Annotated in this window: 15 protein-coding genes and 1 pseudogene; 8 read left to right on the top strand and 8 right to left on the bottom strand. The window is 67.2% G+C overall.

Features of this window, described 5'->3' with window-relative positions; translation table 11 throughout:
- Positions 1–153: 153 nt before the first annotated feature.
- Positions 154–1,104, bottom strand: a complete 951-nt coding sequence (locus AC6JA9_RS19515; RefSeq protein WP_223751095.1) for a hypothetical protein — start codon at positions 1,102–1,104, stop codon at positions 154–156.
- Between the two features lie 64 nt (positions 1,105–1,168).
- Here AC6JA9_RS19515 and AC6JA9_RS19510 point away from each other — a divergent pair, with 64 nt between their 5' ends.
- Complete coding sequence (locus AC6JA9_RS19510; RefSeq protein ID WP_141330773.1) at positions 1,169–1,579, top strand: VOC family protein; 411 nt, start codon at positions 1,169–1,171, stop codon at positions 1,577–1,579.
- A 58-nt stretch (positions 1,580–1,637) separates the two neighbouring features.
- Here AC6JA9_RS19510 and AC6JA9_RS19505 read toward each other — a convergent pair whose 3' ends face one another.
- The gene (locus AC6JA9_RS19505) at positions 1,638–2,531 is read right to left on the bottom strand and encodes a 1,4-dihydroxy-2-naphthoyl-CoA synthase (protein ID WP_046713424.1); all 894 of its coding nucleotides are present in this window, start codon (positions 2,529–2,531) and stop codon (positions 1,638–1,640) included.
- A 184-nt stretch (positions 2,532–2,715) separates the two neighbouring features.
- Here AC6JA9_RS19505 and AC6JA9_RS19500 point away from each other — a divergent pair, with 184 nt between their 5' ends.
- The 3 genes and pseudogenes from AC6JA9_RS19500 to AC6JA9_RS19490 form a co-directional block, all read left to right on the top strand.
- Positions 2,716–4,506, top strand: coding sequence for an SAVED domain-containing protein (locus AC6JA9_RS19500; RefSeq protein WP_473565674.1), 1,791 nt, complete (start codon positions 2,716–2,718; stop codon positions 4,504–4,506).
- A 37-nt stretch (positions 4,507–4,543) separates the two neighbouring features.
- Positions 4,544–5,512, top strand: coding sequence for a nucleotidyltransferase domain-containing protein (locus AC6JA9_RS19495; RefSeq protein ID WP_473565675.1), 969 nt, complete (start codon positions 4,544–4,546; stop codon positions 5,510–5,512).
- 243 nt (positions 5,513–5,755) lie between these two features.
- Positions 5,756–6,148 (top strand): annotated as a pseudogene (locus tag AC6JA9_RS19490) (lectin OAA family protein); the annotation flags it as partial.
- A gap of 16 nt (positions 6,149–6,164) precedes the next feature.
- Here AC6JA9_RS19490 and AC6JA9_RS19485 read toward each other — a convergent pair.
- Both AC6JA9_RS19485 and AC6JA9_RS19480 read right to left on the bottom strand, forming a co-directional pair.
- Entirely contained in the window at positions 6,165–7,046 is an 882-nt protein-coding gene (locus AC6JA9_RS19485; RefSeq protein ID WP_497960402.1) for a helix-turn-helix transcriptional regulator, read from the bottom strand.
- 34 nt (positions 7,047–7,080) lie between these two features.
- Positions 7,081–7,986 carry a type 1 glutamine amidotransferase domain-containing protein gene (locus AC6JA9_RS19480; protein ID WP_426746582.1) on the bottom strand — a complete coding sequence of 302 codons (906 nt, stop codon included), beginning with the start codon at positions 7,984–7,986 and terminating at the stop codon, positions 7,081–7,083.
- Positions 7,987–8,338: 352 nt separating this feature from the next.
- On the opposite strand from AC6JA9_RS19480, the gene AC6JA9_RS19475 reads away from it, so the two are divergent.
- Positions 8,339–10,393 (top strand): LamG domain-containing protein, encoded by a 2,055-nt coding sequence (locus AC6JA9_RS19475; protein ID WP_223751090.1) that lies wholly within the window; start codon positions 8,339–8,341, stop codon positions 10,391–10,393.
- A 178-nt stretch (positions 10,394–10,571) separates the two neighbouring features.
- On the opposite strand, the gene AC6JA9_RS19470 is transcribed toward AC6JA9_RS19475, so the two are convergent.
- Positions 10,572–11,834 (bottom strand): serpin family protein, encoded by a 1,263-nt coding sequence (locus tag AC6JA9_RS19470; RefSeq protein ID WP_497960400.1) that lies wholly within the window; start codon positions 11,832–11,834, stop codon positions 10,572–10,574.
- A gap of 286 nt (positions 11,835–12,120) precedes the next feature.
- Here AC6JA9_RS19470 and AC6JA9_RS19465 point away from each other — a divergent pair, with 286 nt between their 5' ends.
- Positions 12,121–12,996, top strand: a complete 876-nt coding sequence (locus AC6JA9_RS19465; protein WP_223784345.1) for a DUF1003 domain-containing protein — start codon at positions 12,121–12,123, stop codon at positions 12,994–12,996.
- A 28-nt stretch (positions 12,997–13,024) separates the two neighbouring features.
- Here AC6JA9_RS19465 and sitI6 read toward each other — a convergent pair whose 3' ends face one another.
- Together sitI6 and sitA6 are read right to left on the bottom strand one after the other, a co-directional pair.
- Positions 13,025–13,777, bottom strand: coding sequence for a SitI6 family double-CXXCG motif immunity protein (gene sitI6, locus AC6JA9_RS19460; RefSeq protein WP_248546243.1), 753 nt, complete (start codon positions 13,775–13,777; stop codon positions 13,025–13,027).
- Between the two features lie 2 nt (positions 13,778–13,779).
- Positions 13,780–14,520 (bottom strand): SitA6 family polymorphic toxin lipoprotein, encoded by a 741-nt coding sequence (gene sitA6, locus AC6JA9_RS19455; protein WP_425537630.1) that lies wholly within the window; start codon positions 14,518–14,520, stop codon positions 13,780–13,782.
- A gap of 238 nt (positions 14,521–14,758) precedes the next feature.
- Here sitA6 and nth point away from each other — a divergent pair, with 238 nt between their 5' ends.
- Positions 14,759–15,391 (top strand): endonuclease III, encoded by a 633-nt coding sequence (gene nth / locus AC6JA9_RS19450; RefSeq protein WP_497960399.1) that lies wholly within the window; start codon positions 14,759–14,761, stop codon positions 15,389–15,391.
- Between the two features lie 90 nt (positions 15,392–15,481).
- Complete coding sequence (locus AC6JA9_RS19445) at positions 15,482–16,801, top strand: DUF418 domain-containing protein (RefSeq protein WP_497960397.1); 1,320 nt, start codon at positions 15,482–15,484, stop codon at positions 16,799–16,801.
- A gap of 15 nt (positions 16,802–16,816) precedes the next feature.
- Here the strand turns inward: AC6JA9_RS19445 and AC6JA9_RS19440 are convergent, their stop codons facing one another.
- On the bottom strand, positions 16,817–17,938 hold the full coding sequence (locus tag AC6JA9_RS19440; protein WP_497960396.1) for an MFS transporter: 1,122 nt from the start codon (positions 17,936–17,938) through the stop codon (positions 16,817–16,819).
- Positions 17,939–18,045: the final 107 nt, after the last annotated feature.

Below are 18,045 nucleotides of genomic sequence, written 5' to 3'. Positions count from 1 at the left end.
GCGTTCCCATCCCGAGCCTGCGGGGGCTTGAAGCTCGGGGAGTCGGGGCGCATGACACTGCCGTGCGCCCCGAGCGTCAACCCTTCCCGTCCGCCGCCGCACATTGACGCGAGGCGCCTTCCCGCCCGCCGGATGTGCGCTGCCCTGCTCGCTTCAGCGCAGCAGGCGGCCCGACACGCCGAGCACGCTGCGCGCGGCCCGGCGCACGGCGTCCACGCGCCGGGAGTCCACCCAGGGCGGCTCCACGGGCGCGTCCCAGTTGAAGTCGCGCAGCCGGGGCAGGAAGCCCTGCTTCACGCAGCCCTCCAGGCTGAACACGTGCAGGTCGTGCGTCCACCGCACCGCCAGTCGCAGGTCTCTCGACAGCTCGGTCCAATCCAGCGGAGCTGACGCGAGCAGCCCCGGCAGCTCCACGCCGCCGCCCGTGCTGCCCACGGCGATGGAGGTGGAGCCGGGCGCGTAGCTCCACAGCAGCGCGGGGCCCTGGGGGCGCACGAAGCTGGTGTAGAGCATCAGCACCTCGCGGTCCGTGGGCACGTCGAGCATGCCCGCCACGCGGCGCAGGACGGAGGAGCGCGCCTGGCGCTCGTCGACGATGAAGGGGAACTGGTACGTGTCCACCTTGTGGCCATCCGCGCGGATGCGCTCGACGAGCGCGCGGTAGCCGGCCTTGGCGTCGCGCGAGCGGCCTCCGCGCAGGATGAGGCGCGACAGCATTCCCGGGAGGCTTCTCAGGGGCGCGCGGGCCCAGCGGCGCAGCTCCTCGATGTCGGGCTCGATGTCCAGGCCCACGCTCGCCCACTCGAGGTCGTGCTGGGAGGACCAGGTGCGGAAGGCCTCGTAGCGCGCGCGGGCCTGCACGAGGTTGCCGGCGTGGAACCAGTAGCCCTGCTCGGGAGGGAGCAGGAGCCACGCGGTGACGGGAATGCCCTCGCGGTTGAGGCGGCGGACCACCTGGGCGCGCTCGCCGGTCAGATCCACGAGCCCCAGGCTCACGCCCGCGCGCATCTCGCGCAGGTCCTCGAGGACGCCTTCAGTGTCGAACAGTTCGCCGAGCGGGCCCGGTGCCAGCTCACAGAAGAACGTCAGGAAGTGGGGTTTCATGGCAGCCTCGCGCCTCCTCACACGCGTACCCCATTAGGGGTGCACAAATCGGCGGAGAGCAACCATGGAATTCCATCGCGGCCGGATGTTCGACCACGTGCACCTGCGCACCCGTGACCTGGAGGCAAGTCGGCGGTTCTATCAGGCCATCCTGGGAGTGCTGGGCATCCCCATCGGCGCGCACGGGCCGGGGCACTTCTTCGCGGACGAGCTGTTCGTGTCGCCGGTGGACCCGGGCTCGACGAAGACCTCCAGCGTGCACCTGGCCTTCCAGGCGAAGGACCGCGAGACGGTGCACCGCATCTACGAGGCGGCGCTGGCGGCGGGCGGGAAGGACAACGGCGCGCCGGGTGAGCGGCCGTACCACCCGGGGTACTACGCGGCGTTCATGCTGGACCCGGATGGGAACAACATCGAGGCCGTGTTCCACGGTCCCTCGAAGCGCTCGGCCGATTCGGTGGTCGTCACGGCGTAGGCAGGGAACGCGCGCGACCCGCTCCGGGAGACACCGAAGCGGGTCGAGGCGCGAGGAGTCAGTAGGACCAGGGGAAGCGCTTGAAGTCGCGCTTGCGCTTCTGGACGAAGGCGTCGCGGCCTTCCTGGGCTTCGTCGGTGCCGTAGGCCAGGCGGGTGGCCTCGCCGGCGAAGAGCTGCTGGCCGACCATTCCGTCATCGGGCAGGTTGAAGGCGTACTTGAGCATCTTGATGGCGGTGGGGCTCTTGGTGTTGATCTCCGCGGCCCACTCGAGGGCGAAGTCCTCGAGCTTCTCGTGGGGGACCACGGCGTTGACCATGCCCATCTGGAAGGCCTCCTGGGCGGAGTAGTTGGCGCCGACGAAGAAGATCTCCCGGGCGCGCTTCTGGCCGATCTGTCGGGCGAGCAGCGCGGAGCCGTAGCCGCCGTCGAAGCTGGCGACGTCCGCGTCGGTCTGCTTGAAGACGGCGTGTTCCTGGCTGGCGATGGTCATGTCGCAGACGACATGGAGGCTGTGCCCGCCGCCGACGGCCCAGCCGGGGACGACGGCGATGACGGCCTTGGGGAGGAAGCGGATCTGCCGCTGGACCTCGAGGATGTGGAGGCGGCCGAGGCGGGCGGGGTCGGACTCGCCCTCTTCGCCTTCGTACTTGTAGCCGTCCTTGCCGCGGATGCGCTGGTCACCGCCGGAGCAGAAGGCCCAGCCGCCGTCCTTGGGGGACGGGCCGTTGCCGGTGATGAGGACGCAGCCGACGTCGGTCATGAAGCGGGTGGCCTCGAGGGCGCGGGACAGCTCGTCGACGGTGCGGGGGCGGAAGGCGTTGCGCACCTCGGGGCGGTTGAACGCGATGCGGACGGTGCCCTGGTCCACCGCGCGGTGGAAGGTGATGTCCTTGAACTTGGGGCCCTCGACGGGCTTCCAGCGGGCCGGATTGAAGATGGCCGAGACCATGGGTGCTCACTCGGGAGAAAGGGTGGAAACGGCGCGGACCCTACGCCGGCCCGCCTGGAGCGTCCATCCTGGGCAACAGTCGAGGTCTCCCATCGCGGATGGGTCGATAGCCCCCCGAGAATAAAATGAACTCTCCGCGAGGGAATCTGCCGCGGACGGCATCTCTGGCGATGAGGACCCTTTCATGCCCCTACCCAACAACACGCCCAGCGGTCTCATCCTTGTTGCCCACACCCACCAGTTCCCGGTTTCGCATCGGGAGATGGTCGAGGCGCTCCCCTCGACCTACAGGGGCCTACCGCAAGTTCTCGTCGAGTTGCGAATGGAAGCGATTGCCGCGCAGGCACTGCGCTCGCGTGACTGGAGCGCCGCGCAGCGAGAACAAGAGGCCCTGTTCCACCAGGAGTTGGAGCCACTTCGCAAGGCGAATCCCGACTACAAGGTGGTGTACTTCGGCTCCTGCCCCATTCCCCTCGCCATCCATCTCGGCGTCCTGCTCGGAACCTGGCAGCAAATCGAGGTCGTTCCCCACCACCATGTCAGCCGGACCTGGGGTTGGGGCGAGGAAGAAGCAGAGCGAACGGCGTCCCCGCTCCGGATGGTCCTACCCCAGGAACGGGACCGCACGGCGGGGGATGCAATCATCCGGGTCTCCACCTCTCATGTCGTCGATGCCATGCTGACGCGCCGAGTGGTCAACACTCCCATCTTCGATGTGGACATCTCATTGTCGCCGCCGTCCGAAGACGCGTTCTCAAACCAGGAGGACCTACAGCGCGTGGCGCAGGCCTTTCGAGAGGCTCTGGACACCCTCGGCGACAAGTTCACGGGGGTCGGGCGTGTCCACCTGTTCGCCTCCGTCCAGCCCGGTATGGCGCTCCTGATGGGGGCGCAGATCAGCCCGACGATGCACCCGCCCGTGCAGACCTACCAATACGCTCGGAACGCGGACGGCGCGGCGAATCATGTGCGAGCCATCCTCGTGAACGCACCACCTCCCGTGACGCGTCCCGAGCTGACGGCGGAGCAGGTGGTCCAGGCACAGCGTGACCGCGAACAGCTCAAGAAAGACCTGGAGCGGATGAAGGGGATGGCGAAGACCGCGAAGGCGGAGGGCTGGCTCTCTCAAGTCTTCTCAAGCGCTACGGAGTACGCAGCATTCACTCATTCATGGTTGCACCTGCCGACCCTGATTGAGACCTCCTTGCTCGAAATGAGCGTGGACATCACGACCCGCAGCGTCGCGGACAGCTTCAGCCTCGAGCCGACAGAGAATCGCTGGCAGTTGGACGATCACTGGCTCTCGCGGCTCGCGGATCGACTCCCGGATGAGGCATCGAGACATCGCGCGCTTCGGATGCTCGTCCTCCATGAACTCGCGCACCGCGGGCGACAAGTGCTGACCAGCTTCACCAGTCCGGGCATCGGCCGCTTCCCCAAGGTCTTGGAGGAGATGGACTACCACGCGGATGTCTGGGCGATGCTGCACGAATATGCCCTGACACGACTGTCGGCCCCGAGCGACGTCTCTAATGTCAGGCTCTTCTTCCAAGGCTTGGTGGAAATCGCCACCAACACGATGTGGGCGTTCGATGACGAGGGGCCTCCGCCCTCCGAAATGCAGGTTCGTCGCATCAACCGATACCTCATCTGGGCATGGCAGAGTCTCTTGCTAGGGCGAGGAGCGGGGCGTGGGGAGGCAACGCCCCTGAGCACGGTCCTCTCCATCCTCGCGCATCGTCCCATCATCGAGCTGGCGGGTCCCGAGCTCCACACTCGTGGAGAGCGCATCTTCTTCTCCCTTGAGTTGTCACCGAGTACCCCTGAGCTGGCGCTCTATCACGACGGGCAGCTCCATCGAGTCGGTCCTCGCACCGACTTCTCCATCACCCGACTGCTCGCACAGTTCACGGCGCGCTCGCCCAAAGGATTGCGGGAAGCCCTCCGTCCAGCCTTCGAGCCGATGATTCGCTGAACCGCAGAGTATTCTTCGCTTATCAAAGGAGTCAGCCATGTCGATGCAGCCCTTGTTCCGCACATTCCATGAAGCCATCAAACTCAAGCGATTCAGCGAGAACGCAGAACTCATCGAGAAGCGAGACAGGGTCTTGACGAGGATTCGAGAGAACATCCGAGGCCCCAAGGGAGAGAGGATGACCTTCCAGCCCTTCGACCAGGGCAGCTACGCCATGGGCACGGGCATCAAACCCTTGGGTGGAGACTACGACATCGACGTCGGGATTGAGTTCAGTTTCAGCTATCGGGACTACACCCCTGTCGAAGTCAAGGGCTGGGTCTACGAAGCCATCAAGACACACACGAAGCGCGTCGAATGGCGCCGCCCCTGCCTCACCGTCTATTACCAGCAGGAGAGAGAGCCCATCTACCACGTCGACCTGGCCATCATGGCGCGAGACCCAGGAACGGGTGGATTGAGGCTGGCGGTCGGCAAGCAGCACTCAGCCGCAGACCAGCAAGAGTGGCAAGCAGACGACCGCAAGGGATTCATGGCGGCAGTCGAGAACCAATTCACGGGCGAGGATGCCGAGCAGTTCCGCAGAGTGATTCGATACCTGAAGAGATGGAAGGACCAGCATTTCTCGCTCGAAGGATCTGCAGCCCCCACCGGATTGAGTCTGACTGTCGCGGCCTACAAGTGGTTCCGTCCCATGGCGAGGTTCGCTGGAGAAGGCCGTGAATACGACGACCTGAACGCGACATCGGCATTGGTCGACGCCATGATCAATGGCTTCGGGAGCACGTGGAACCCATCGACGGCCAGGAACACGCCACGGCTGTCGCTCCTCTTCCCCAAGGCGCCCCACGACGATGTGTTCAAGTGGATGACTCATCAGCAGATGGTGGAATTCCACGCACGCCTCCTCACGCTCAACCGCCTCCTCGCCAGCGCGAGAAGCACCGGGACTACGGCACCGCTTCGCCAAGCCTTCGGCGATGAATTCCCGGCGAAGGAGGTCTGACGACGCAGGCCCCAGTCAGCATCATGTGACAGCTTCAACCCAACGACCCGGGACCGAGGGGCTAGTCCCCATCGCATGCCTACTGATCAGCCCTCCACACTTGGTGATTTCCTCGGCGCACTCGAATTCGGTCTGTTTATCCTCCGCGCACCCCAGAGACGACTCCAGGCGCCTCCCACCCGGATTGACGTTGGACAAAGCCTGTCTTTGGGCCCTCAACCCACAAACACAGGAGTGCCAGGTATGTCTTCATACAAGGTGCAGAACCAATGGGGCGGCTCGTCGGCTCCTTGGAATCCGGGTGGCACGTGGACGATTGGTGGTCGGGAGAAGCAGAACGTCGTCGCCATGAAGGTCTCCTCCAGTGATGGAGGAAAGACGCTGACGGGCTCCATGACCTACAGCGGAGAGGGCCCCATCGGCTTCCGCGCCACCCTCACCAGTCCGAACAACTACGCCGTCGAGAACCAGTGGGGCGGGCCGACCGCCCCGTGGAATCCAGGCGGCACCTTCGTCCTCGGCTCGCGCCAGGGGCAGAACGTCATCAACCTGGACCTGACCTCGCCCAACGGCGGCCAATCCCTCACGGGGACCATGACCTACAACGGCGAAGGGCCCATCGGCTTCCGCGGCGACCAGGGCTGACCGCCAGCTATCGCAGGAGCCCTCGCAGCGCGGATGGCGGGACCTCGTTGAACTTGCGGAACGTCCGCGAGAAATGGGCCTGGTCGGCGAAGCCCGTGCAGAACGCCACATCCGTCAAGGTCAGCTCCGGCTCACCGAGCAGCGCATGCGCGGCCTCGACCCGCGTGCGCTGCAGGGTGGCGGAGAACGTCGTCCCCTCGGACTGCAGGGCTCGCTGAAGTCCTCGGCGGGAGAGGATGAGTCGCTGCGCGCACTCCTCCAAGGTCCATGGATGCAGCAGGTCCACGCTCATCAGCTTCTGGAGCCGGTCCCGGACCGACCGCGACTCCTCGCCTGGAGCTGGACTCTCGCGAACAGGAACGTCCCGCGGTGACTTCCAGGCGAAGGTCGCCACATCGGTCTTCGCCGGTAGCACCTTGGGGCCCCGCCCTCCATGGATGACGACGGAGCGTCCTTCCGTCGACGCGAGCGACACGGTGATCCCCGTGAAGCCCGCGGACTCCAAGACGGCGATCAGCACGCCCCAGATGAACAGGTCATTGACCGCGCGAATCCTGCCCCCATCGATGGCCACGTGCTGAAGGGTCATCCGCGTGAGGCTCGCGTCACGCTCGACGAACCGGGTGCGGTGACGCGAGTGCAGGAACCGCTCGAGCGTCTGCCACCGCTCCATGGTGTGCCAGGGAGTCGCCCCGGCCCCGAGCGCACGCAGGACCGGATGTGCGGACAGGGTCCGAAGCATGAGTCCCAGTTCCAGCACCGGGCGCCAGCCATGCGCGTCCAGGACGGCCTGGAGGATGGCGACCTTGTCGCGCCCACCGGTGGCGATCTCCGGGTAGGAACGGGCCACCGTGGCCTCGAGCACCCGGCGCAAGGCCGGGCTCGTCATGACGCCTTGGTCCTCCATGGTCCGCGAGCCCTCGTCAGCGGGTGGCCTTCTCCGTCCCGCCGGATTCTTGCGCACAACGGCCCCCGTTGCGCCAATCACCGAGCGCCGCCAGGAAGCTCGCATTGAAGTCCGCCCCGGAGAACGGGTTCTGGCTCGTCACCAGGTTGCAATCGCGCACGGCCCGCGAGCGACCAGGGAAAGCCGTCTCATGGAGGTAGCCCGCGTCATCGAGCTGGTCGCCGATGCCACGAACCTCCGCGCGCGCCCCCATGACGAAGGTCTCGATGTACCACTCCTCGAATCCCGACACCGAGGTGACGCGTCGCCCCGCGAAGGGGCTCGCATCCGGAGGCAGTCGCGAGAGCAGCGCCGGGGCGTGGCAGACGAGTCCCACGGGCCGACCCGAGGCGCCGAAGTCGATCAACAGCCCGTGCAGCTCCGCATCGTGGAGCAGGTCCACCATGACGCCCTGCCCTCCTGGCACGAGGAGCGCCTGGAATTCCTCCGCACGGCCCCGGACGTCGGAGATGGAGACCGGCGCATCCAATCGAGTCACCATCGCCTTGGCCGCCTCGAGCGCCTCGGGGTGCTCCTTCCAGTACTTCGGATCCATCCCCTCCGGGTCGAACGAAGGAACACGGCCACCGGGAGTCGCGAGCACGACCTGATATCCCGCGTCGACGAGCACCTTGTAGGGTTCGTAGAACTCGTTCAGGAAGACGCCCGTCTGACGAACACTCCCATCCGCGAGCTTCTGCTCGGAGGCCGCCGAGAGGACCATGAGCACGGCGCCCGGAGCACGGACCTCCGCCGGAGCAAGGGGCTCCGAGGGAAAGACCACGGCCCGGGTCGGAGATGAAGCACAACCCCAGCAACCCACCAGACTCGTCAGCGCGACGAGCACGAGCCGCCCCGCGCGAGACAAACGAAACACATCCATGCAAGCCCTCCTGGTGACAGCGTCATCACCAGGATAGGGAGGCCAGGTCACCCGGGCTTGAACGAACGCGCCAATCAGCTGTGAGCTCCATCCGGCGGGGACTTTGCCTCGGAAGAGGTGATCTATTGGTCACGGGAGCAAGTTTCGAGGAGGTCTGACGCGCCTCCAGCGGCAGACGAGCCCGGTGGGTCTCGAATACCTCTCGCCCTCGTGCGCGAATGCGGCCCGGCGAGACGCAACTGCGTTGCGACCGGACGCGCCAGGTCGGCTCACCCGCCCCCGAACCAGGACCTCACCGGGCGAGCTCCTCGATGGGCCGAGCTGGCGCACCCATTGCTATGCGCTCCGCGCCATGAGACCCACCTACCAGTACGGCGCCGCGGACGTCCACTTCGGACAGAGCATCCAACTCGGAACGTCGAGCCCCATCGACCTGAGCGGGAGCAGCTCCTACTCCATCGGCTTCTGGTTGAACCCCCGAGCGCCCGCTTATGACGGGGTGTTGCTGCGGTCCGGCACCTCCTATTCCATCGGACTGCATGGGCTGCTCCCCACCCTGCAGCTCCCTGGGATGAACACGCCACAGTGCGCGGAGATCGAACTGCTGCCAGGCCAATGGCAGTACCTCCTGCTGGTCTTCGAGTCGCAGGGAACCACCCAGGGCAGCTACACCTTGTGGGCGAATGGCACGCCGGTCATCGAGGGCTTCATCTCCGGCCCCACCACGACCAACGCCCCGTTCAGCCTGGGGAGCACGGTGGACGCGCAGTTCATCAACGTCGCGTTCTGGTCCACGGCGCTGCCCGAGGGCGAGCGCCTCCCCACGTGGGACATCCCCTCGCCGAGCACCCACCTCGCCGCGTGTTACAGCTTCGTCGACGGCTCGAGCAACGACGTCTCCGGCAATCATCACAACGCGGCCACCTTCCAGGGCGGCGCCCAGGTGTTGATGGTCGCCCCGGCGCTGCGACTGATCAACACGGGTGTCCAGCCCTCGCCCCGCGACGCGCTCACGGTGGCGGCGGACGGAGCCCCCTTCAGCGTGCAGGGCTGGTTCAACCTCGACGCGCCCTCCGACTTCCAGGAGTCGTCCCGAACCCTGTTCTCATGCAGGGACCGGGACAGCGGCTACGGCTGCTCCCTGGGCGTGCAGTGGAATGGTGGAGGCTTCAACCTCGAGTTCAAGCTGGATACGGCGGGAGGCTCCAGCGGCTGGGGGAACAGCATCCATTTGCCCCCGGGCACCTGGCATCACCTGGCGGCCACGTACAGCAACTCCACGGTCCTCATCTACCTCGACGGCTCGCATGACCTGACCATCCCGTGCACCCTGCCGGTGTTGGCGAACCCGGTGTGGCTGTTCGGCGCGACGTACAGCCCGGACACCGCCGGGTCCACCCTCAGCGACCTCCAGGGATACCTCCAGGCGGCCGCGCTCTGGTCCCGCGCCATCTCCGCCAACGAGGTCCAGCAGTACATGTCGCAATCGCCCGCGGACGCGGAGGGCTGCGTCGCGTACTACGCCTGGAGCAGCATCATGCTCACCAACCAGGTGACAGGGAATCCGCCGGTGCTCCTCAACACGGCCTTCCCCGCCACGGTGAGCACCCCTCCGTCGGAGTCCACGCCTCCTCCCGGGACCGCCTCGACCCAGCTGGCGGTGGAGCCTTCGTCCGCGCGGCTCGAACCCGCTGTGCGCTGGTCCCGCGACGAGGTGCCCTACCCCGCGAACAGCCCGCTCTCGCCCGACCAGATCCAAGCCATCATCGCCGCCTACGAGCCGGTGCTCGCCTCGGTTCCCGGGGCGCTGAAGGATCGCCTGCGCTCGCTGTTCCGGAACAATCTCTATCTTGGACTGTCGAAGGGCAACGGCCCCGGAGGCATGCCGGTGGGCGCCATCGCCGGCAAGGTGGAGGGCGCCGCGTATGTCTTCTACCACCACACCGCCAAGGGCCCCGTCGAGTGCGGACGGATGGAATTGGCCGTCGACACGGAGTGCATCGGCTGGGTCGTCTCCGTCGCCGCGACGTCCCTCTGCCTGTTCCTGACCGTCGTGGGCCTGGGCTTCTCCGCGAGCCGAGCCGTCTCCTCCTTGAGCAAGGTCGTCGGCGAGAGCACGCCCCTGCTCAAGGCCATCGGCGAGGCGGCCAAGGGCGCGACCAGTGGCAGCACCGTCATCAAGGTCATCAAGGCACTCTACGTCGCGGGGACACTCGGCAAGGTTTTGGGTGACATGCTGATGGGGAACTGGGTCTCCATCGCCCTCAACTGCGCGTCGCTCATCCTCATGGTCGTGGGCCTCTTCACGTCCGGGGGCGCCTACCTGGCCGTCGTGCTGGCACAACTGCTCATCAACATCGCCGTCCTCATCGCCGTCATCGCGCGGAAGCCAAGCAACTGCTGCTGACCTTGCACCTTGCATCCCGAGAAGATTCGGGGCAGGGATTGGCACACATGAGCGCTTCTGACGTGTCTGGCGGCGGGCGTTCACGCTCATCCATTCACGCCCCGATACGGGCTCCGGAGCTTCATCCCGGAGCCCGTCATGTGTCATCGGATGGGTCGAACCGATGCGCCTCGTCGCCTCAGGGGCTCACGACCCGACCCAGGAAGAGCACGCTCCTCGTCGCCACCTCCTCGATGACGAACACGAACGGGCGGTCCACGTGGACTTCGGGAGGAAGCGACACGGGCCCGATCTCGACGGCGGTCGCGGCGGCGGCCTCGGTGCCCGCCTCGTCCACGGCGACGAAAGCCTGATGTTGCGCGCCAGTGAGCATCAGTCGCTCCTCGCTGGTGATGCCAGACAGGTCCGCGCGGTCGGAGAAGGCATCCTCCATTCCCAGCGAGCTCAGCGCATCCCCCAGGGCGGCCGACTGCCTCACCTCGAAGCGAGGGAAGCGCAGCAGCATGTGCCGCTCGCTCAGGTTCGCTCGCACGGTGTCCAGGAACGCGGCGGACAGGCGCTGCTCCACCTCCTGGAAGCGTCCCGCGTCGGGGACGATGACGAGCATGCGAAAGGCGCGGCCCACGTAGGGAAGCGCGATGGCGTCATAGCCCTCTCCACGCGCGAAGGGGAACGACCACGAGGTGTGCATCATCGGGACCTGCGTCGTGCCACCCGCCAGGCCATGGAAGGTCTTCGGGCTCGTGGCCTGGGCAGGGAACGGCGTACGCCAGGCCCCCTTGAAGTGGAGGGCATTGGCCAGGACCAGTCGCGTGTCGGCGCGCACCTCCCCCTGGGGAATCAGATCCCAGATGCGGTCAGCCGTCACGCCGGAGACCCAGTCGTTGATGGCGCGGCGTACGCCGTCCGGGTCCGCGGCGAAGTCCACCGTGCGCAAGCCCGCGCCGTGGTGCTCGGCGAGCACGTCCAGGTAGGCGGGCTCGAAGCGATAGCCCTGCTGTCCCCAGAGGGCATTCACCGCGCGGAACGTCGGCGCCGGCCCCTTGTCGCCATGCGCCTGCCCCACCTGCTCCTGGAGCGCCAGGTCCAGCCGATTGAGCGCCGGGTGCAGCTGCTCCGCGGGCAGCGTGAAGCCCAGCGTCCGAGCCATCTGCGCCTGGGTTTCGCCGCGTGCTCCGGCGTACACCAGGCTGAAGGCCCGGGTGATGCTGAGGGGAGACACGGCGGCGTTCTCTCCAGGCTCGGCGAGCCGACGGTAGAGCGCCACGCCGAAGTCGGTGTTGCCGGCGACCAGCGCCGCGAAGTCCACGTCGGAGACGGAGGGAGACCTCACCCGCTCCTTCTCCGAGGCGACGAGCGCCCCCGGTGGAGGCGGCTCCCGCTCGGCCGGGGATTGCTCGTCGGAATGGCAGCCCGCCAGTCCCCACACCACCGCGAACATGCAAGCTTTCAGCGACGTCGATGAAGCCATGAACCAGACCTTTCGGGAGCAAGAAGGTTCGCCTCCGAAAGCAAGGGCCATGCACATGCCACGGGCCTGGAACTTCAGATGTTTGGCCTTGTCCCCTTCCCGCCTGCCCTCGGATTTCCGAGGACCCGCCCCGCCTTTTCACCAGCGCCCCGTCACGGGCCCGGGGCTCGACATCCCCGTGACACGGGGACGCTGGGCGGCGGGCCCGGAAGGTGCCAGCGTGCGGGGGCATCCCTTCCGCGAGGACCTCCGCGTCATGCCCGCCGACGTCGCCCTGCTCAAGGAAGTCCCCCTCTTCGCCGCCCTCGACGACGAGGAGCGCGAGCTGCTCGCCGCCCAGCTCGAAGAGGTCCGCCTCTCCGCCGGAGAGAAGGTCTTCTCCCGCGGAGACCCCGGCGGCGCCATCTACATCGTCAGCGCCGGCGAGGTGCAGATATCGGTCGAGGACACCACCGGCCAGGTCATCGTCTTCGAGACCGCCCGCCGCGGTGACTTCTTCGGCGAGCTGTCCCTGCTCGACGGAGACCCGCGCAGCGCCGACGCCCGCGCCATCCAGGACACCCACGCCCTCAAGGTCGACCGCGCTGACCTCCAACTGCTCTTCCAACGCCACCCCTCCAGCGCCATGGACGTCCTCACCGCCATCGGCCGGCGCCTGCGAGAGGCGGACAAGATGCTCCACAGCCGCCCCACCCTCAGCCCCAACGAGACCGTGGAAGAGCGGCTCACCACCATCCAGCGGCTCGCGGATGGCCTCTCCGCATTCAGCGGCACCTTCACCTTCATGCTCCTGCACGCCGCCTGGTTCGCGGTGTGGATCTCCATCAACCTGGACTTCATCCCCGGCTTCCACGCCTTCGACCCGTTCCCGTTCGGCCTGCTCACCATGGTGGTCAGCCTGGAGGCCATCTTCCTGTCCTGCTTCGTCCTCATCAGCCAGAGCCGCCAGGCCGCCAAGGACCGCATCCGCTCGGACGTCGAGTACGAGGCCAACATCCGCGCAGGCCTGGAAGTGACGCACCTACACACCAAGCTGGACCACCTGTACGCGCAGACCATGGCCCGCCTGGACGCCGTGGAGCGCGGGCGCTCCACCCCAGCCCCCATCCCCCCGCGCTCCTTCAACGGCTGAGGCGGCTCGGAGAAGGCCAGACTGAAGCTCAAGTCGAGACGACGCCAGCCCCTGCTGGCCTGCCCACCACCACTTCCGCCACTCGGATGCCTGTGTCACCCAGGCCGCGAAGCACTTCGACGAAGCGCTCGCTCGCGAGAGTCACGGCGGGGTTCCAGCGAAACCGGAAGACATCCTCTACCGGCATCGAATCGGCATCGAGCCATTCCTCATCAATCGATGGGGCCGACCGTGGCTGGGTACCACACACCGGGCACGACTCGCCCATCGGCAGCGGACGACACTCGGGGACGTAGTCGCCGCCCACCTGAAGCTCGAACTCGAGCAGCGGCGGCACGTCGCGAGGAGTCTTCGTCGCCGTCGGCACGGGCTTGATGCCGCGTAGGTTCGCCGAGAGGAGCCGCTCCACGCCAGTGGGTTGGGCGTACAGATTCCACGGAGCATCCATCGACAGGGGCGCCGGACGGCCGCGGACTCGCCCCTCCAACGGCCCCATTCCCATCCCGGGGCGTACGACAGCGCCGGGTGGGAGGAGCGGCAGGACTCGGTCCCTCAGCGGCGCATACTCTTCCCAAGGCACGAACCGGGCCTTTCGGTACGCCCTCTCCTCGGGAAGTCCGGACAAATCGACGCTCGGGTAGTTGAGCGCGATGGTCATCGGCCCGGCGTGGCACCGGGGACACTCCGTTCCGGGAAGCCCCCAACGACGCTTCGCGTCCAGCGACCATCGCCACTGGGTGGCCGCCGCATCATCGATAGGGTCGAGTCGGAAGAAGCGCATCTCTAGTCCTTCGACAATTGCATGTTCGCAGTGAGCTGCTGCCAGTACGACATGGGCATTCCAACCAGACGATACTTCTGGATCATCAGCCCCGCGAAGTCGAATAGCCTCCTGCGGACTTCTTCCGGCGTGGTGTCGCTCTTCTTCGCCACCTCTCCCTCCACGCGCTCGATGAATTGGCGCCAGTCCGCGTTCCATGGGGCGCCATATGCGCCGCCGTGGATTTCCTTGTGCCGCTTCACGTCGACAGCAAGGGTCCACTCGTGGATGTTGATGCGGCGGCTCGCGAAGTAGGACTCGAACGCCCGCGGAAAGATGTGGTGCTTCTCCTTCGTCGCCTGTTCCCACTCCTGGCGAGCCTTGCGGAGGGCCTTCTGGCTCGGAAGCTCCTCGGGGCGCTCCTTCCGGAAGACGAGCACCGGCTCGCGGCCGGGCAGCACCTGAGGCGCGCCCCAGTATCTCTGGGGCGCGTTACCTACACCCGCCATCGGCGCGGTTGGCGCGCCCGTACGGAACGCCACTGCAGCGGATGCAACGTCCTCGCAACGGTAGAGTCCACACACGCCACCGTCACACGCGGTGGTGACACACCCCTCATCCCCGTCGTCTTCCGCGGCCGTCCGGCAGTCCGCCGCGGAGTCATCCTCGAGCGACAGCCCCTCGACCTCCGCGCGGACGGCAGGTGCCGACGCGCAGCTGACCAGCAGGAAAAACAGCACGGCCCACCACCTACGCACTGTCATGGACTGCTCCCGGACAATGGTGTTCCCGCAGCATGAGCCCACGCTGCGAAGCGGGGAAAGCTGCCACACGAGCGCCATGACGCACAGGACACCGGGCGTGGTGTCCGGTGCGGCCAATGCGAGCCGGGGCGCAGAAGGACTCGGTCGACGCGCGCAACGGAGAAGGTGCCGTTGGGGAAAACGCGAATCCAAGCCCCGGATGTCAGATGCCTCAGGTAGGGTGGCGCTCACACACCCCATGAAACCCGCCGAGAAAGCCGCCCTCCTCCTCGAGCGCCTGCGCGAGCAGCACCCCGACGCACGCTACGAGCTTGACTGGTCCACCCCCTTCGAGCTGCTCGTCGCCACCATCCTCGCGGCCCAGTGCACCGACGAGCGCGTCAACCGCGTCACCGCCACCGTCTTCCCCAAGTACCCCGGCCCCCAGGCCTTCGCCGACGCGGACACCACCCAACTGGAGGAGGACCTCAAGCCCACCGGCTTCTACAAACAGAAGACCAAATCCGTGCAGGCCATGAGCCGGGCCCTCCTGGAGCAGTTCGGCGGCGAGGTACCCCGCACCGTGGAAGAGTTGGTGAAGCTCCCCGGCGTGGCCCGGAAGACGGCCAACGTGGTGCTCAACACCGCGTTCGACATCCCCTCCGGCATCATCGTCGACACCCACGTCGCCCGCGTCAGCCAGCGCCTGGGCCTGACGAAGCACGACAAGCCCGAGGCGATTGAGCAGGACCTGATGAAGCTCGTCCCCCAGGACACCTGGACCTTCTTCGGCCCCGCCACCGTCCTGCACGGCCGCTACACCTGCACGGCCAAGAATCCCAGATGTGAGACGTGCATCGTGAAGGACATCTGCCCACGCATCGGCGTATAGGCCCACCCGGCTTGCCGGGTCAGCGCCGTATCCGCCGCAAGCACGGAATACAGACAATGAAACGGGGGTTCGAGCGTATCTACGCAAGACATGACCCCTGCTCCTTCGTCGGCCACCCCCACCGACGCCCGCCCGGTAGACTCAGGCGAGCGCCTGGCGTTGCTCGACACGCTGCGAGGCTTCGCGCTCTGCGGCGTGTTCATCTCCAACACCTTCATGTGGTTCAGCGGTCGGGCGTTCCTCCCCAAGGAGCAGCTCGAGGCGCAGTTCACCCAAGGATCGCTCATCGACCGCATCATCATGCCGGCCTTCGGCATCCTGGTGGGCGGCCGGTTCATCACCATCTTCTCGTTCCTGTTCGGCCTGGGCTTCGCGGTGCAGATGGGGCGTGCGGACGCCCGGGGCTCGGACATCACCCGGCTCTACATCCGCCGGCTCGTGGTGATGCTGGCGCTGGGGCTCAGCCACCTGTACCTCATCTGGTACGGAGACATCCTGAGCAACTACGCGTTGCTCGGCTTCTGGCTGTTGTTGTTCCGGAAGCGGGACGACCGCACGATTCTGGGATGGGCGATAGCCCTGCTGGTGGTGGGCCCGCTGCTCACCACCTTCGTCCTCAAGCTCCCGCAGCTGCTCGCCGCCACCCCCGAGGCCGCCGCCGCGCTCGCGAAGGCGCAGAGCGAACGTTCGGCGGCGCTGAAGGTCGCCCTGTTCCCCAGCTTCACGGACGGCAGCTGGTGGGATGTCGTCAAGGCGGGCGCGACGTTCCACCGGGTCGAGTTCCTGCACATCATGGTCCTCCACTCGGTGGGGCTCATGGGCCGCTTCCTCCTGGGCTTCTACGTGGGCCGCCGGCGCCTCTTCCATGACGCCGCCCAGCACCTGCCGCTCTTCCGCCGGCTGCTCTACGGAGCGCTGGCGATGGGTGTGGTGGGCGGAGGCGTGGGCGCCGTGGTGCAGCAGCTGGTCATCCGGAAGATCCTGGACCCGGACGCGCTGCCCGCGTGGCTGCCGTTCGCGCTGACCCCCATCCGGACGATGGGGGAGATTGGCTTCGCGGCGACGTACGTGCTGGCCATCACCCTGCTCTTCCAGCGCGCGACCTTCCAGCGCATCTTGTCGGTGCTGGCGCCCGTGGGTCGCATGGCCCTGACGAACTACCTGAGCCAGTCCGTCATCAGCGTGCTCGTGTTCTACGGCTACGGCCTGGGGCTGTTCGGGAAGCTGGCGCCCAGCCTGTGCATCCTCTACTGCCTGGGCGTCTTCGCCGTGCAGATCGTCTTCAGCCACCTGTGGCTGTCGCGCTTCCGCTTCGGGCCCATGGAGTGGGTGTGGCGCTCGCTGACGTACGGCAAGGCCCAGCCGATGCGCAAGGCCACCGGGTCCCCTGGCGCGGCGATGGCGACCTGAGCCGCGCGCCGTGATTCAGCGCCGGGGCACGGGTGGGAAGCCGTGCTCCCGCGCCCTCCAGGCCACGAGCAGCGTGGGCACCAGGAGGAGCATCAGCATCCACGGGAACGAGCGCGTCCCCAGCGTGTCGAGCAGCACGCCGCCCACAAGCCCTCCTCCCGCGATGGCGATGTTCCACACCGTGACGACCATGGACTGCGCGACGTCGGAGGCCTCCCCGGCCGTCTTCGCCGAGGCCGTCTGGAAGAGCGTGGCCACGCCGCCATAGGCCAGCCCCCAGACGGCGACGCCCGCGTGGACCACGGCGGGAAGCCCGCTCGACACCGTGAGCACCACCGCCACCCCGATGAAGAGCGCCGTGCTCAGGAGCACCAGCTCCCGTAGCCACCGGTCGATGAGCACGCCCACGCCCCAGATGGAGGCGAGCGCCGCCACGCCGAAGACGAGCAGCACCACGTCGATGTCCCCCGCCAGCCCCATCGCCCCCAGGAACGGGGCGATGTACGTGTAGAGCACGTTGTGCGCGAGCACGAACGCCAGCGTGACGAACAGCACGGGGCGGATGCCGGGCATCAGGAACACGCGGGCGAGCGACAGCCGCTGGTCCTCGGGCTGCCCGGGGAAGTCCGGCACGCGCGCGAGCACCCAGCCCACGAGCACCAGCGTCAGGCCACTCATGATTCCGAAGGTGACGCGCCAGCCGACGGCCGCGCCCAGGAACGTGCCCGCCGGAATCCCCAGGGACAGCGCCAGCGGGATGCCCACCATCGCGATGGCCATCGCCCGGCCCTTCTGTCGCTCGGACACCATGCGCGCCGCGTAGCTGGCGACGAGCGCCCAGAGCAGCCCCGCGAACACCCCCGCCAGGAAGCGCGCCGCCAGCGTCACCGCGAAGCTGGACGACACCGCCGTGACGGTGTTGACGACGGCGAAGCCCAGGATGGCGCCGAGGAGCAACGGCCTGCGGCGCCACCCCTGCGTCGCCGCAGTGAGGGGAATCGCCGTCAGCAACGTGCCGAGCGCGTACAGCGTGACGAGCTGTCCGGCCAGGGACTCGGAGACGCCCAGGTCCACGCTCATCCGGGGCAGCAGCCCCGCGGGGAGCGCCTCGGTGAGCACGGTGATGAAGGCCGCCATCGCCAGCGCGAGGAGCCCTCCGAGAGGGAGCGCGGGTTCGGTCCGCGGGGTGGCATCGACAGGAAGCGAGGAGGTGGTCATGGCCTGTGGGGATGAGGTCGATACAC

This window comes from Myxococcus sp. MH1, assembly GCF_059738865.1.
The sequence above is the reverse complement of the archived record's forward strand: the minus strand, read 5'-3'. Positions and strand labels throughout refer to the sequence as shown.

Coding starts and splice junctions, on each gene's coding strand:
- AC6JA9_RS19500 (WP_473565674.1), top strand. CDS start 2,716: ATGCCCCTACCCAACAACACGCCCAGCGGTCTCATCCTTGTTGCCCAC.
- AC6JA9_RS19470 (WP_497960400.1), bottom strand. CDS start 11,834: ATGTTCGCGGTGGTGTGGGGACTGGCGGGCTGCCATTCCGACGAGCAA.
- AC6JA9_RS19495 (WP_473565675.1), top strand. CDS start 4,544: ATGTCGATGCAGCCCTTGTTCCGCACATTCCATGAAGCCATCAAACTC.
- AC6JA9_RS19515 (WP_223751095.1), bottom strand. CDS start 1,104: ATGAAACCCCACTTCCTGACGTTCTTCTGTGAGCTGGCACCGGGCCCG.
- AC6JA9_RS19475 (WP_223751090.1), top strand. CDS start 8,339: ATGAGACCCACCTACCAGTACGGCGCCGCGGACGTCCACTTCGGACAG.
- AC6JA9_RS19440 (WP_497960396.1), bottom strand. CDS start 17,938: ATGGCGGCCTTCATCACCGTGCTCACCGAGGCGCTCCCCGCGGGGCTG.
- AC6JA9_RS19480 (WP_426746582.1), bottom strand. CDS start 7,986: ATGGATGTGTTTCGTTTGTCTCGCGCGGGGCGGCTCGTGCTCGTCGCG.
- AC6JA9_RS19465 (WP_223784345.1), top strand. CDS start 12,121: ATGCCCGCCGACGTCGCCCTGCTCAAGGAAGTCCCCCTCTTCGCCGCC.
- AC6JA9_RS19510 (WP_141330773.1), top strand. CDS start 1,169: ATGGAATTCCATCGCGGCCGGATGTTCGACCACGTGCACCTGCGCACC.
- sitI6 (WP_248546243.1), bottom strand. CDS start 13,777: ATGCGCTTCTTCCGACTCGACCCTATCGATGATGCGGCGGCCACCCAG.
- AC6JA9_RS19505 (WP_046713424.1), bottom strand. CDS start 2,531: ATGGTCTCGGCCATCTTCAATCCGGCCCGCTGGAAGCCCGTCGAGGGC.
- nth (WP_497960399.1), top strand. CDS start 14,759: ATGAAACCCGCCGAGAAAGCCGCCCTCCTCCTCGAGCGCCTGCGCGAG.
- sitA6 (WP_425537630.1), bottom strand. CDS start 14,520: ATGACAGTGCGTAGGTGGTGGGCCGTGCTGTTTTTCCTGCTGGTCAGC.
- AC6JA9_RS19485 (WP_497960402.1), bottom strand. CDS start 7,046: ATGACGAGCCCGGCCTTGCGCCGGGTGCTCGAGGCCACGGTGGCCCGT.
- AC6JA9_RS19445 (WP_497960397.1), top strand. CDS start 15,482: ATGACCCCTGCTCCTTCGTCGGCCACCCCCACCGACGCCCGCCCGGTA.